Origin of the sequence: Clostridium sardiniense (assembly GCF_050584765.1) — a bacterium.
GTDB classification, from domain to species: Bacteria; Bacillota; Clostridia; order Clostridiales; family Clostridiaceae; genus Clostridium; species Clostridium sardiniense_A.
In genome coordinates this window covers 139398-152707 of the sequence record NZ_JBNOOR010000001.1, presented here as the reverse complement: position 1 = coordinate 152707, position 13310 = coordinate 139398, and the positions used below count along the sequence as shown (strand labels likewise).

Sequence of the window (13310 nt, the reverse complement as noted above, 5' to 3'; positions counted from 1 at the left end):
ATAATTATTAGCTTTATTTAGTTATTAGAAGCACTCTTGTCTTTAGCCTTATCTTTGGCATCCTTTTTATCTGAAGCATCCTTCTTATCAGCTTTTTCTTGCGCTGCTTTTTGTGCTGCTTCACTATTATCCTTAGGTGCATCTAAAACATATTTCTTGAATGTAGGTGAACTCTTCGCATATTCTGGATAATCTTTTAAGATTTTATCTTTAAAGTATGCTTCATAAACAGCTTTTGCAACTGGTGCACTATATGCACCATGGCCACCATCATATATAACCGAAACAACTGCTATTTCTGGTTTATCAATAGGTGCGAAACTTACATATGTTGCATAAGGTGATCTACCATAATCTCTTTGATCATTTGAATAATCCGCTGTACCTGTCTTACCTGCTGTTTTTATAGGGAATGAACTAAATACTGCTGAGGCTGTACCACCTTCAGAATCATTTGCTTTTGCCATACCTTCTTTAACTGCAGCAAGTGTTGATGGGCTCATGTCTACTTTACCAAGTACTTTTGGTTTAAATTGTTCTACTACTTTTCCGTCTACATCTGTTACACTATCTACTAAATGAAGAGAATATCTAGTTCCTCCATTTGCAAGTGTTGATATATATGCTCCAAGTTGAAGTGGAGTATAGTGATTTATACCTTGACCAATAGCTGAATAAATAACCTGACCTGGTGATGTCATTTCTGCTGATTTATCAGTAACAACATATCTTGCAATTGCATTAGAAACATTTGATGCCTGCTCATCTATATTAGCCTTTTTGTTATACTTATCTTCATACTTCTTAACATTATTCTTATAAACATCTGAGTTTTGCATTATACCTTTTACATCTGATACAATACTAGCTGCAAATTCATTTTGACCCATTGCAGATTTTCCTGTAGCTACTACTTCAAATCTATCTTTAATTTTTTGTTTTAAATCTACTTTTAAATTCTTAACCTTCTCTGAATCATCATCTTTATATGAAAAATCAAAAGGAATAAAATTATACGTTCCTTGATAAGTAGCTAATGCTGATCCACTTGGGGTTTCCTTTTCTAAAAAGTCTGCTATTTCAAAGTTTGAAAGTGCTATAGTACTCTCTTTAAATGTTTTGAAATTGTATGTTTGACCTGTAGTATTTTCTTCTATCTCTATGCCTGTTGAAGGATTAGTCTTACTATTTGGGTCAACTCCAAGCCCAAATTGCCATGCATATTTTGCAATAACATTTAAAGATTCCGGTCTATTAGCATTTCCTCCATCTTTCATATATAATCTATATGCAGTTTCATAGAAGAAGAAGTTACATGAAACTTGAAGCGCTTTTTCAACATCAGTATAACCATGACTACCTGGATATATCCAACATACAGGTCCAAATCCCGTACCAAAGGTTTCAGGATGGATATTAAATTTACCTGTAGCATTTATAGTATCACCTGGTTTTATTACTCCTTCTTGAAGCCCAGCTACAGCTGTTACTGGCTTAAATATAGAACCTGGAGGTAATGTACCTAAAGTTGCATAGTTATAGAATGGTTTTGCATATAAATCATATGGGTCTGTTCTATATCCATTTTTATCTTTAGGGAATAAATCATCTACTGATTTTTTAACTCCTGTCTTCTTTATAAGCTCTTTACCAAACTTTTCAAGGTCTGGTGAGAAATACTGCTCTGTTTGTTCTTTTGTAAGTTGTCCTGGTATTGCAAAAAGATTTGGATCAAAATCCGGATAACTTGCAAGTCCAAGTATCTTACCAGTATTAACATCAATTGCAAGAGCTGCCCCTCTAGTTGCATTCGGGAAACTATGACCTTCTGAATCTGTAGTTTGTGTTCTAACTTTATTTATTGTATCCTTTAATGATTCTTGCATAGCATACTGAACATTTTTATCTATAGTAAGATTTACATTATTACCTGGGTAAGATTCTAATTTAAATAATTCTTCTGTTTTTCTACCTGCTGAATTTACTTTAACAGTTTCTCCACCTTTAACACCTTTAAGTTCATCTTCAAAGGCTGACTCTATACCAGACTTTCCAACAAGATCAGTTGATGGATCATATCCTCTTAATTTATAGTCATCTTCTAAAGAACTATCTATTGTTCCAACATATCCAAGGACTGCTGATCCTAAATTATTATAAGGGTATTCTCTAACTGGTTGTAATTCAACACCAATACCTGGTAATTCATTAAGTTTTTGATATATTATAAATGCCGTGTCTTTCTTTATATTGCTTGCAATGGTTACAGCTTTATAACCCTTAAAACTTTGCATCTTTATAGCGTCTTTAACAACCATATAATCTCTTATATCATTAAGTGAATATTTCTTTAATATAAGATCTGTCAGCTGTTTACCAGTCATATCTTTATATTGTGCCTTTTCATCTTTTGATGGCTCTGGATTAACAAGTCCTATAAGGTCATAGCTTTTCACTAAATAGTAGAATGCTTCCTCTGGAGTAACTTGTAATAACTTTTGATCTATTTGCGCAATCTGATCATCTGTTAAATCTTTACTTTCATCTCCAAAAAGATCCCTTTGAATTTGCTCGTTCATTCCTCTATCTTTTAAAAATCTAAGCTTTTCATATTGTTGATTATCAGGAGATGAATCCTTATATCCAAAATAAAATCCACCTTTATCATCAATCTTTATTAATAGATCATCTTGAACGCTTTCTCCATTTTCTTTAAGAACCTTAAAGATTGAATCCATTGTACTATAGAACTTCTTTTGTGCCTCATCTGTTGTTGTATATGTTAATGTATAAGTTTGTCTATTTGTTGCTAACACATTACCATTTTTATCTAAAATTTCTCCTCTTGGAGCTTTTTCTGCAATAAATCTAGTAGCATTCTGGTTTGCCCTATCTTCATAATCATCATGTTTATAAACTTGTAAATAAACTAACTTTAATGATATTATGCAAAAGATTATTAGCATGATAATATTAAGTACTGTATACCTGGAAAGTTTTTTCTTTTTACTTTTTGGTTTATTAACTATCATTTAAACCTCCACTTATTGTTTACATCTTCAGTATTTGAAAACATTAATACATATTTGTATACTATAAATGCTATTACTGAATTATATATTGCAACTATAAGTATATTATTTAAATTTACTTTGTAATTTAAGAAGTATAATATAGCAAGAACAACTAAATGCTTAACTATAGTAGCTCCAAACACCGCAGCTACTGGAACTAATTTTCTCTTCTTAAATACTCCATTACCTATATAAGCTGCTAATATACATATAAACATATTAACTATTGCATTTATTCCTACCCCATTTGCAAAATAAATATCTTGTAGTATTCCACTCACTACCCCAATAAAAACTGCATCTTCAACTCCATTTATTAATGAGTATAGAACAGCAAAAGTAAATAATAAACTTGGGAATCCACCATATATACTTAAAAATGGCATTACTGAATTATCAATTACTAATAAGAGAATAGATATTAAAACTACTATCAATTTTTTCATATCATCACCTCTTAATATTTAATCTCACGTTTATCTTTAGGTACTACAATGAATAAGCCTTCAAGTTTATTAAAGTCAACGCTTGGTTTAACAATTGCATTTTTCATTACATTCACCTTATCTTCTTGAACTGAGACTACTTTACCAACCATTATATCTTTAGGATATATTTGTCCAAGACCTGATGTAACTATTGTATCTCCCTCTTTTATATTCGAATCCATAGGAAGATTTTCAACTTTACATTCTGCAGTTCCATCTGCGTTTCTATAACCTCTTAATATACCAGTATTTTCTTTAGTGCTTTCTACTTTAACACTTACTGCAATATTTTCATTTAAAATACTCTTTATTATTGCCCAGTTGCTACCAACTGAAGTAACTTGACCAACTAAACCATCAGCCGCAATTACTATCATACCTTTTTCTATGCCATCATCTTTGCCTTTATCAACAATATATCCATCTAATATATTTCCTCCAGCATATCCTATGATATTAGTAGCTACATAATTATAGTTATCTCTTGAATCTTTAAAATTTAAAACTTTTCTTAATTGATCATTTTCTTGCTTAAGATCTGAATACTCTAAAAGTTGTTTCTTAAGCTCTGCATTTTCTTTTGTAAGATTATTGTTCTCCTCTTTTACAGTAGAGAAATTTAAACATAAATCAACAAAATCTTTAATCTTTACATTAACGGTATACGCAATTTTCTGTATAGGATTTAACGCTGCACCTGCACCACTTTCAATAGCATTTTTATTAGGATCCTTGAATGTATAGATAATTAAGCCTAAAAATGCAACTGACAGCACTATTATAGTGACTGCCAGTTTGTTCTTAAGACGCTTCATGTCTTTATCTATCTTCCTTGCTAATTCTGTCGAAATCTTCTAAAGCTTTTCCAGCTCCTAGAACAACACAATCTAATGGTGATTCCGCAATATGTACAGGCATATTAGTTTCCTTCATTATTAAAACATCTAATCCTTTAAGCATTGCACCTCCACCAGCTAACATTATTCCTTTTTCCATTATATCAGCTGCAAGTTCTGGTGGTGTTTTTTCAAGTGTTGTCTTTATTGATTCAATTATTGCATATACAGGTTCTTTTAAAGCATCTCTTATTAATGATTCTGAAATTTCAACTACTTTAGGTAATCCAGTAACTAAATCTCTTCCCTTGATTTCCATAATTTTTTCTTCATCATCAACTTTATAAGCTGATCCGATTTCCATCTTAACTTGTTCTGATGTTCTTTCACCAATCATTAAGTTGAATTCTTTCTTAATATAAGCAATTATTGATTGATCTAATTCATCACCAGCAACTCTTAATGATCTGCTTGTAACTATTCCTCCAAGTGAAATGATAGCTACTTCTGTAGTACCTCCACCGATATCAACAATCATGCTTCCTGTTGGTTCACTTACTGGAAGTCCTGCTCCAATTGCTGCTGCCATTGGCTCTTCCATTAATATAACTTCTCTTGCACCTGCAAGCTTAGTTGCTTCTTCTATTGCTCTCTTTTCAACTTCAGTTACTCCTGAAGGATAACATACTATTATTCTTGGTGCCTTAAATGCACTCTTACTTGCTGCTTTTTCTATTAATGACTTTATCATTGTGTGTGCAACATCAAAATCTGCAATTACACCATCTCTAAGTGGTCTTATAGCAACGATATTTCCTGGTGTTCTACCAATCATCATTTTTGCTTCTGTACCAACTGCAAGTGGTCTTCTTGTTGTACTGTTTATTGCTACAACTGATGGCTCTCTAAGAACTACACCTTTACCTTTAACAAATACAAGTGTATTAGCTGTTCCTAAATCTATTCCCATGTCTTTACTAGTTCCGAAAAATCCCATTTTTCATTCCCCTTTCGATTATAATATTCCTTTTTCTTTTAAGCTTACGTAATTATTTCTACCTATTATAATGTGATCAATAAGTTTAATCCCTATTATCTCTCCACTTTTATTAATTCTGGTAGTAACTTTTATGTCCTCACTACTTGGAGTTGGGTCTCCTGATGGGTGATTATGACATATAATTATTGAAGCTGCACTACTTCTTATAGCTTCATTAAATATTTCTCTTGGATGGACCAAAGAAGAATTTAAGCTCCCCTTAAAAACATCTTTAATTTTTACAACTTCATTTTTAGTATTTAGTATAATTAATTTTAATACTTCTTGATTACTTGCTCCCATTTCACCATAGAGCATGTTTGCAACTTCTCTTGGTGATGTAATTCTCTTAAATTCATTAAAAGATTTATAGGTATTAAACCTTCTAAAAAGCTCAGCTATTGCAAGTATTTGCGAAGCCTTTGCCTCTTTTACACCTTTAATTTTTGTCATTTCTTTTACTGATGCATTTAAAATACCATTCAACCCATTAAGTTCTGCAATTATTTTTTGACTTAAATTTAATACATTTTCACCCTTAGTCCCAGTTCTTAAAACTATAGCTAAAAGTTCTGGGTTACTTAAAGATTCTGCACCGTATCTTAATAATTTTTCTTTAGGTCTCTCATTTTCAGGTATATCCAACATTCTAAGGTAATTGTCCAACTTTATTTCTCCTTACTTTTATTAGAATACCCATCCCCCTTTAAAATTATTTAGTTACTCTTTTAATCATCTTGTATGTCCCATTAAGCGGTAGTCCGACTACATTATAATAGTCTCCTTTTATGCCTTCTACGAAAACTCCACCTTCGTCTTGTATCCCGTAAGAACCTGCTTTATCAAGAGGACTTCCACTTTCAATGTATTTTTTTATTCTGTCATCACTAATTTCTGAAAAAGTTACCTCTGTTTTAAAACTCTCACATATTATCTCTTTTGTTTTATTATTTATAATACAAACTCCAGAGTAAACTTCATGAGTGTTTCCACTAAGCATTCTTAGCATTTTAAAGGCATCTTCCTCATCTATAGGCTTTCCTAAGATATTATTATTAAAAGAAACAACTGTATCTGCTGATATTATTATGTCTTCGCTATTTGCATTATTTAAAACAGCCTTAGCCTTACCTAATGCAATTTCCTCCACATACTTATTAACGTCGCCTTTGAATTCGACATTTTTCTCTTCAAATTCACTGACTATAATGTCGAAATTACCTACTATTCTTTTCAGTAATTCTTGTCTTCTTGCGGATGCTGATGCTAAAATAAACTTCATAATATCCCTCTTTATAAATAACTTTTAATATAATATAGTATTTCCATTTTCAATCTCTTTAGATATAAATACTACATATTTTTAAAATAATATTAGGTGTAGTATTCTTTAAACCAAAGATTACTACACCTAATATAGTTTATCATTTTATAAGACCATAAACAAGTAAAAACGCCTTATAAAGATAGAATTAATTTTTTTTTAAGAATTGCTTACACTCTATGTTTTATAAGCATTTTATATATAAATTCAAGTGATTTTTTGGCACCATCTCTATTTAATTCCTCTGGTAATTTTTCTATGTGTTCCCTTATTTTTTTAAGTTCCTCATTATCTTCTTTATCTTTAGAATCTTTTCCAAGTTCATTTGTCCATTTTTTAAAATCTGTCGTATTTACACTTCTTACTTGTTCATTCTCTAATTCATTTAAAATTTTCATAAAACCCGTAATTATTTCGTATATCATCGAATTTTGATTATCACTTAATTCATACTCACAATTTATTTTAACATTGCTTATTTCTTTCTTTGTTAATTGCTCGCTTACCTTCTCTACAGAATCCTCTGTATAGATTCCAGCGATTACTCTAAATTTTCCATCTTCCTCTATTATAAATTTATTATAATTTGATGGAATATCATTTAGTACTTTCTCTGCATTTTCCTTCTTTCCATAATATCCACATTGAATCATAGAAAATCTTTTTTTATCCCCAGATTCTGTAACTTTTCCAACTGTTTCTTTATCAACTTCGCCCTTATTAGCATTATCTTTTTCTTCATTATCTATAGTACCGCTTTGCTCCGTCCCCTCAATTGCATTTGTTTGATCTTCATTCGGAGCACCATTACCCTTAAATAAAACTTTCCCTATAAGCAATCCTATAACTATTGCTAGAAGTACTCCAATAATTCCTATTGTTAAAAAGTTTCTTCCAGGCTTTTTTCTTGGCTTATAATTATATCTTGTGTATCCCATCTTATCCCTCCTAAAACATTACTTTATTAAAATATATTAGGAAGGATTCAATAATATTCATTATGTAAAAAAATCTTCACCTAAAATTTAGGTGAAGATTTAAAACTAATAAGGGATTGTTTTGATAAATCAATGTATATAAAATTATTTGTTAGCTGCGTAAAAACATCTTTTTGGTGAGATAATTTTCTCCTCTTTTTTTAACTCTTTAATTGCTTTGTCAACTTCTTTCTTATCAATTCCTGAAGCTTCTGCAATCTGGCCACCTTTTAATGGTTCCTCTGAGTTATTTAATATTTCTAATACCTTATCTTTTATATCCATAAAAATTACCTCCAAAAACAATATTTTTTACTATGATTTTATTATATACCAATCCACTCGGAATTACAATAATAATTTTTAATTAATAATTATTATTAGTATTCTTTTATTGCTTTTAAAATATTTAATAGATATTCCCAAACATGTTGAACTGATTCTATGCTCATATGTTCTTGTGGTGTATGAACATCATAAAGATTTGGACCAAAACTTATCATATCTAAGTCTCCTAATCTCTCTTTAAATAATCCACATTCAACACCTGCATGAATTGCAACTATCTTTGGTTCTTCTCCGTACATGTCTTTATATACATCTTTACAGATTTCTCTTACTTTTGATTCGCTATCATATTCCCATTCTGGATATTCTGCATTAGTTGTAAAGCTTCCACCTAATATCTCTGTGATTGTTTTACTTCTTAAAACAATTTCATCTTTTAATGTAGCAACTGAACTTCTTACAGCGCTATCTATTCTTACTCTATCCTCTGAAGTAGTAACAACCCCTATATTTGTTGAGCTTTCTACTAAGCCATGCATAGCTTTACTCATTGTATTTATACCATTTGGGTAAAGGTATAAAAGATTTATAACATTTTCTGTGCATTTTTTATCAAAAGTCTTTTTAGCATCATCACATTCTAATATTTCCAAAGTAACGTTTGGATCTTGAACCTTAAATTCATGCTTAAAGATTCCATCATATCTAGCTATTTCTGCCTTTATATCTTCAGCTTGATCCTTTGAAACAGTAATAACTGCATCAGCTTCTCTTGGAATAGCATTATCTTTAGATCCACCTTCTAGGTGAACTAATCTTATATCATAATTATCATAAAGATCTTTTAATAATCTTGCCATAAGCTTATTTGAGTTTCCACGACCTTTGTTTATTTCCATTCCTGAGTGTCCACCCATAAGACCTCTAAGCTTAACTTCTAAAGTAACGTGTTCCTCTTCTTTAGCTTCCCAATTAATATTTATAGCTGACTTACTTCTTACTCCACCTGCACAGCTTACTAAAAGTTCGCCTTCTTCTTCTGAGTCAAGATTTAATAAAATTTTTCCATTTATATGATCAGGTGATATGTTCATAGCTCCTGTCATTCCTGTTTCCTCATCTGAAGTTAATAGCACTTCAAGAGCTGGATGCTCTATAGTATCATCAGCTAAAATTGCCATTCCATATGCAACAGCTATTCCATTATCTGATCCAAGTGTTGTTCCATTTGCATATATGTAGTCTCCATCAACTCTTAATTCAATTGGATCCTTTGTGAAATCATGTTCTGTTCCTTTATTCTTTTCACAAACCATATCCATATGACCTTGAAGTATAACTCCTGGTGCATTTTCATAACCTTTTGATGCTGGTTTTTTAATAACTACATTTAAAGCTTCATCTTGTATTACTTCTAATCCAAGATCTTTAGCAAATGAAACTAAATAATCGCTTATTCCTTTTTCATTTCCTGAACCTCTTGGAATTTTTGAAATTTCTTCAAAATATTTGAAAACTAATTTTGGTTGAATATTTGTTAAAACTGACATTTTTAACCTTACCTCCTATTAATTTATGATAAAATTATATTGTGGATAATTTTAGTATATCATAGTCTACTTATTTTAAACTAATTAATAATAAATATTTAATTTAGTTTATTGAATATTTGCACATACTAATTGTCTATAGTATTTAAAATAATCCAACAAATATTTGCGAGGTGATTTTATGCAAAAAACAAAAATGATTTTTACTATTGGACCTGCAAGTGACTCTGAAGAAATCTTAAGAGAGTTTATAAAAATAGGTATGAGCGCTGCAAGACTTAATTTTTCCCACGGAACTCATGAAACTCATAAAGAAAAAATTGATTTAATCAAAAAAATAAGAGAAGATATGAACTCTTCAACAGCAATTATTCTTGATATTAAGGGACCTAAGATAAGGACTCATAATTTTGAAAATGATCAAGCTGAGCTAAAGCAAGGTGATAAATTCTCATTTATATGTGATGATGAAATACTTGGAGATAATTCTAAATGTTCAATAACTTATAGAGATCTTTATAAAGATGTTACACCTGGCGGTACTATGTTAGTTGATGATGGACTTTTAGTGTTTAAAATTGATAACATTGAAGGTAAGTCTATAAATTGTACTGTTGAAGTTGGTGGTACAATTAAGAACCATAAGGGTGTTAACGTCCCAAATGTTAGTATAAACTTACCATCAATTACAGAAAAAGATACAGATGATATAATCTTCGGATGCAAAAACGGTGTTGACTTTATAGCTGCATCATTTATAAGAAAAGCTTCCGATATATTAGATGTCAAAAGAATACTTAATGATCATAATGGAAGTCATATTAAAGTAATAGCTAAAATAGAAAGTCAAGAAGGTGTAAATAATATAGATTCTATAATTGAAGCTGCAGATGGAATAATGGTTGCACGTGGTGATATGGGCGTTGAAATTCCTATAGAGAAGGTTCCTATAATCCAAAAGAAGATTATAAGGAAATGTAATAATGCTGGCAAAGTAGTTATTACTGCAACTCAAATGCTTGATTCTATGATTAGAAATTCAATGCCAACTAGAGCTGAAGCTTGTGATATCTGTAATGCAATATTTGACGGAACTGATGCTATAATGCTAAGTGGCGAAAGTGCTTCTGGTAGTTTCCCAATAGAAGCTGCAAAAACTATGTCCAAAATTGCTATAGAAGCAGAAGAAAACTTAGACTATATGCATATTACTTATAATGATACTGAGCCTTCAAATCTTTCATTCTCTGATGCTATAAGCTACTCCGCTTGCAGAACTGCAAATGCAGTAAATGCAGAAGCTATAGTTGCTGCAACTCAAAGTGGTGCAACAGCTAGACTGCTTTGCAAGTATAGACCTAAAGCACCAATAATAGCTATAACTCCATTTGATTATGTAATGAGAGGATTAGCTCTTAATTTTGGAGTTCTTCCAGTACACTGTGAAATGTTTAATACAACAGATGAAATATTACGTGAAGCAAAAAGAATTGCAAAAACTTTTGATTTCGTAAAAGAAAATGATGAAATAATAGTTGCTGCTGGTATGCCAACTGCACACGTAGGCGGAACAAATATGTTAAAAATTGAAAGAGCTTAAAAATATAAGGATACTAGAAAATTCTAGTATCCTTAATCTTTTTCTAATTAGAATAAATCTTTAAATAAGTCACCAAGACTTACTCCTTCATCTTTATTATCAACATATTCAAGATATTCTGCACTCTTTTCAGTTGCATCTTTAATACTTAATGCTAATCTTTTAGCGTTTTTATCTATATTTAATACCTTAACTTTAACCTTTTGGTTAAGTTTTAAAACATCTTCAGGCTTTGCAATATTTTCATCAGTTATTTCACTAATATGAACTAATCCTTCTATGCCTTTAAATACTTCAACAAAAGCACCAAAGCTTGTAAGTCTTACAACTGTTCCTTCTAAAGTATCACCTATCTTCATTGAATCCCCATGAACATTCCATGGTTCTTTATTAACATCCTTTAAAATTAATGATAGTTTTCTATTTTCTAAATCTACATTTCCAACATAAACTTCTACTTCATCTCCAACAGAAACTACATCTTCAACTCTCTTAACTCTCTCCCAAGCTAAGTCGTTTATATGAACTAATCCTTGCACCCCTCCGATATCAACAAAGGCACCAAACTTAACTATGTTTTTAACTACACCTTTTCTCTTTTCTCCGCTCTTAATTTCTGCCCATAGAGCTTTTTGATTTTCTTGATAAGCTTCTTCTTCAATAACTCTTCTTGAAGCAACCACCTTATTATTATTAAAATCTAATTCTATGATTTTTACTTCTAGCTCTTTTCCAACTACTGTTTTGATATCAATTCTTTCTCTTGATACAAGTGACGCTGGTATGAATACTCTAACTGATCCGTACTCTGCAACTAATCCACCCTTAACTTCTTCCTTGACTTTAACTTTTATAATTGTTCCATTATTAAAAGCGTTTCTTATTTCTTCTTTTTCTTCTTTTAATAAAGCTCTCTTTCTTGATAATTTAACAAATCCTTCTCCATCATTTGGTGAAAGTACAACAACTTTAAATTCATCACCTGGCTTTATAATATCTAATGGATTTTTATCATCAGCTGTAAGCTCTTCTCTTGATATAATACCATCAAAAGCATATTTAATATCAACTGTTACTTCTTTATCATTTACATCGATTACTCTTCCATCTAATATGTCACCTTTATTAATTCTCTTGACATCATAAGAATCTAGTAATTGACCCATAGTATTTTCATTTGTCATTTAAATTCACTCCTTCTTTTTCCCCACATATACTTCAATTTTAATTTTAATCTATCAATAAATTTAATACAAGAAAAAGCCTTATTTTTTAATAATTAAACATTATTTAGATTAACTCATATATTAATTATATAAAGGGATTAATTAATCTTGGAGGTATTATGGAAATATTAAAAAAATTAAATTTAAAAAGAAATGTATCTATAAAAAAATATGAGGAAATAGTTGATTTAAAAAAGATTTTAGATGATTTATCATTAGATTTTTCTAATTTACTTGATAAATTATCAACTCTTAAAACTGATATGGAATGGATAAAAGATATTTGCTCAGATTATGACTCTAAAGTAAAACTAGCAATTAAAAAAGGAAATATTCATCTTGCAAAAAAAGCTTTAGAGAAAAAGCTCACTTCAGATATTGAATTAAATCATCTTTATACTAAATTTAATTATTTATCTGAATGTAAATCAACTATTCATATATTATTAAAAGAATTAGAAGATGAATATGATAATCTAGTAGCAAGCTATGAAAGTAAACTTAATTCTAAAGTATCATCTTCCATGAAGATTTTCTCAAACATAGAATCAGAACTAAAAACAGAATTCTCAAATATTGAAAAAGGTCTTGATAGTCTGCCACCTCCAACTTTTGATATGAACATTGATGAAGAAATAAAAAAATACCTATAAAAAAGGAGCAGTATACTGCCCCTTTTTTAGTATTACATTTTTTCTATTTCTTCTACTGTTTCTAAATCATATCCAGCATCATCAATTAAATCTTTTAGTTCTTCTTTAGTTAAATCACATTCAACTATAGCTTCTCCAACCTTTACTTCATATTGCTTTACTCTACCGTCACCTGCAAAAGCTCTTTCTACGTTATCTACACATTTTTGGCATCCCATGCCATCAATTTTGATTTTGTATTTTGTCATAATAATC

Annotated in this window: 13 protein-coding genes; 2 read left to right on the top strand and 11 right to left on the bottom strand. The window is 30.3% G+C overall.

What is annotated here, in order from left to right; translation table 11 throughout:
• Positions 1–17: 17 nt before the first annotated feature.
• The 9 genes from ACQPUW_RS00770 to ACQPUW_RS00730 all read right to left on the bottom strand — a co-directional run bounded on the left by ACQPUW_RS00770 (position 18) and on the right by ACQPUW_RS00730 (position 9576).
• Positions 18–3032: a penicillin-binding transpeptidase domain-containing protein gene (locus ACQPUW_RS00770; protein ID WP_430835601.1), complete on the bottom strand. Its 3015-nt coding sequence runs from the start codon at positions 3030–3032 to the stop codon at positions 18–20.
• Positions 3029–3520 carry a rod shape-determining protein MreD gene (gene mreD / locus ACQPUW_RS00765; protein WP_430835600.1) on the bottom strand — a complete coding sequence of 164 codons (492 nt, stop codon included), beginning with the start codon at positions 3518–3520 and terminating at the stop codon, positions 3029–3031. The genes ACQPUW_RS00770 and mreD overlap by 4 nt, the downstream gene beginning before the upstream one ends.
• An 11-nt stretch (positions 3521–3531) precedes the next feature.
• Positions 3532–4377, bottom strand: a complete 846-nt coding sequence (mreC, locus tag ACQPUW_RS00760; RefSeq protein WP_430835599.1) for a rod shape-determining protein MreC — start codon at positions 4375–4377, stop codon at positions 3532–3534.
• A gap of 4 nt (positions 4378–4381) precedes the next feature.
• Entirely contained in the window at positions 4382–5395 is a 1014-nt protein-coding gene (locus ACQPUW_RS00755) for a rod shape-determining protein (RefSeq protein WP_430835598.1), read from the bottom strand.
• Between the two features lie 18 nt (positions 5396–5413).
• On the bottom strand, positions 5414–6103 hold the full coding sequence (radC, locus tag ACQPUW_RS00750) for a RadC family protein (RefSeq protein ID WP_430835597.1): 690 nt from the start codon (positions 6101–6103) through the stop codon (positions 5414–5416).
• 46 nt (positions 6104–6149) lie between these two features.
• Positions 6150–6719 carry a Maf-like protein gene (locus ACQPUW_RS00745; protein WP_430834605.1) on the bottom strand — a complete coding sequence of 190 codons (570 nt, stop codon included), beginning with the start codon at positions 6717–6719 and terminating at the stop codon, positions 6150–6152.
• A gap of 212 nt (positions 6720–6931) precedes the next feature.
• Positions 6932–7699, bottom strand: a complete 768-nt coding sequence (locus tag ACQPUW_RS00740; protein ID WP_430835596.1) for an SPOR domain-containing protein — start codon at positions 7697–7699, stop codon at positions 6932–6934.
• A gap of 144 nt (positions 7700–7843) precedes the next feature.
• Positions 7844–8023 (bottom strand): MarR family transcriptional regulator, encoded by a 180-nt coding sequence (locus ACQPUW_RS00735; RefSeq protein ID WP_430834603.1) that lies wholly within the window; start codon positions 8021–8023, stop codon positions 7844–7846.
• A gap of 95 nt (positions 8024–8118) precedes the next feature.
• Positions 8119–9576 carry an aminoacyl-histidine dipeptidase gene (locus tag ACQPUW_RS00730; protein ID WP_430835595.1) on the bottom strand — a complete coding sequence of 486 codons (1458 nt, stop codon included), beginning with the start codon at positions 9574–9576 and terminating at the stop codon, positions 8119–8121.
• A gap of 181 nt (positions 9577–9757) precedes the next feature.
• On the opposite strand from ACQPUW_RS00730, the gene pyk reads away from it, so the two are divergent.
• Positions 9758–11176, top strand: coding sequence for a pyruvate kinase (gene pyk, locus ACQPUW_RS00725; RefSeq protein WP_430835594.1), 1419 nt, complete (start codon positions 9758–9760; stop codon positions 11174–11176).
• Between the two features lie 47 nt (positions 11177–11223).
• On the opposite strand, the gene rpsA is transcribed toward pyk, so the two are convergent.
• On the bottom strand, positions 11224–12360 hold the full coding sequence (gene rpsA, locus ACQPUW_RS00720) for a 30S ribosomal protein S1 (protein ID WP_430835593.1): 1137 nt from the start codon (positions 12358–12360) through the stop codon (positions 11224–11226).
• A 161-nt stretch (positions 12361–12521) separates the two neighbouring features.
• Between rpsA and ACQPUW_RS00715 the strand changes: the two genes are divergently transcribed.
• Positions 12522–13055 (top strand): PspA/IM30 family protein, encoded by a 534-nt coding sequence (locus tag ACQPUW_RS00715; protein WP_430835592.1) that lies wholly within the window; start codon positions 12522–12524, stop codon positions 13053–13055.
• 32 nt (positions 13056–13087) lie between these two features.
• On the opposite strand, the gene ACQPUW_RS00710 is transcribed toward ACQPUW_RS00715, so the two are convergent.
• Positions 13088–13303, bottom strand: coding sequence for a heavy-metal-associated domain-containing protein (locus tag ACQPUW_RS00710; RefSeq protein ID WP_204595929.1), 216 nt, complete (start codon positions 13301–13303; stop codon positions 13088–13090).
• Between the last annotated feature and the right edge of the window lie 7 nt (positions 13304–13310).

Bases quoted from the DNA above. Each gene is read 5' to 3' on its own strand.
- ACQPUW_RS00770 (WP_430835601.1), bottom strand. From the start codon at position 3,032: ATGATAGTTAATAAACCAAAAAGTAAAAAGAAAAAACTTTCCAGGTAT.
- pyk (WP_430835594.1), top strand. From the start codon at position 9,758: ATGCAAAAAACAAAAATGATTTTTACTATTGGACCTGCAAGTGACTCT.
- mreD (WP_430835600.1), bottom strand. From the start codon at position 3,520: ATGAAAAAATTGATAGTAGTTTTAATATCTATTCTCTTATTAGTAATT.
- mreC (WP_430835599.1), bottom strand. From the start codon at position 4,377: ATGAAGCGTCTTAAGAACAAACTGGCAGTCACTATAATAGTGCTGTCA.
- ACQPUW_RS00730 (WP_430835595.1), bottom strand. From the start codon at position 9,576: ATGTCAGTTTTAACAAATATTCAACCAAAATTAGTTTTCAAATATTTT.
- ACQPUW_RS00755 (WP_430835598.1), bottom strand. From the start codon at position 5,395: ATGGGATTTTTCGGAACTAGTAAAGACATGGGAATAGATTTAGGAACA.
- rpsA (WP_430835593.1), bottom strand. From the start codon at position 12,360: ATGACAAATGAAAATACTATGGGTCAATTACTAGATTCTTATGATGTC.
- ACQPUW_RS00710 (WP_204595929.1), bottom strand. From the start codon at position 13,303: ATGACAAAATACAAAATCAAAATTGATGGCATGGGATGCCAAAAATGT.
- ACQPUW_RS00740 (WP_430835596.1), bottom strand. From the start codon at position 7,699: ATGGGATACACAAGATATAATTATAAGCCAAGAAAAAAGCCTGGAAGA.
- ACQPUW_RS00715 (WP_430835592.1), top strand. From the start codon at position 12,522: ATGGAAATATTAAAAAAATTAAATTTAAAAAGAAATGTATCTATAAAA.
- ACQPUW_RS00735 (WP_430834603.1), bottom strand. From the start codon at position 8,023: ATGGATATAAAAGATAAGGTATTAGAAATATTAAATAACTCAGAGGAA.
- ACQPUW_RS00745 (WP_430834605.1), bottom strand. From the start codon at position 6,719: ATGAAGTTTATTTTAGCATCAGCATCCGCAAGAAGACAAGAATTACTG.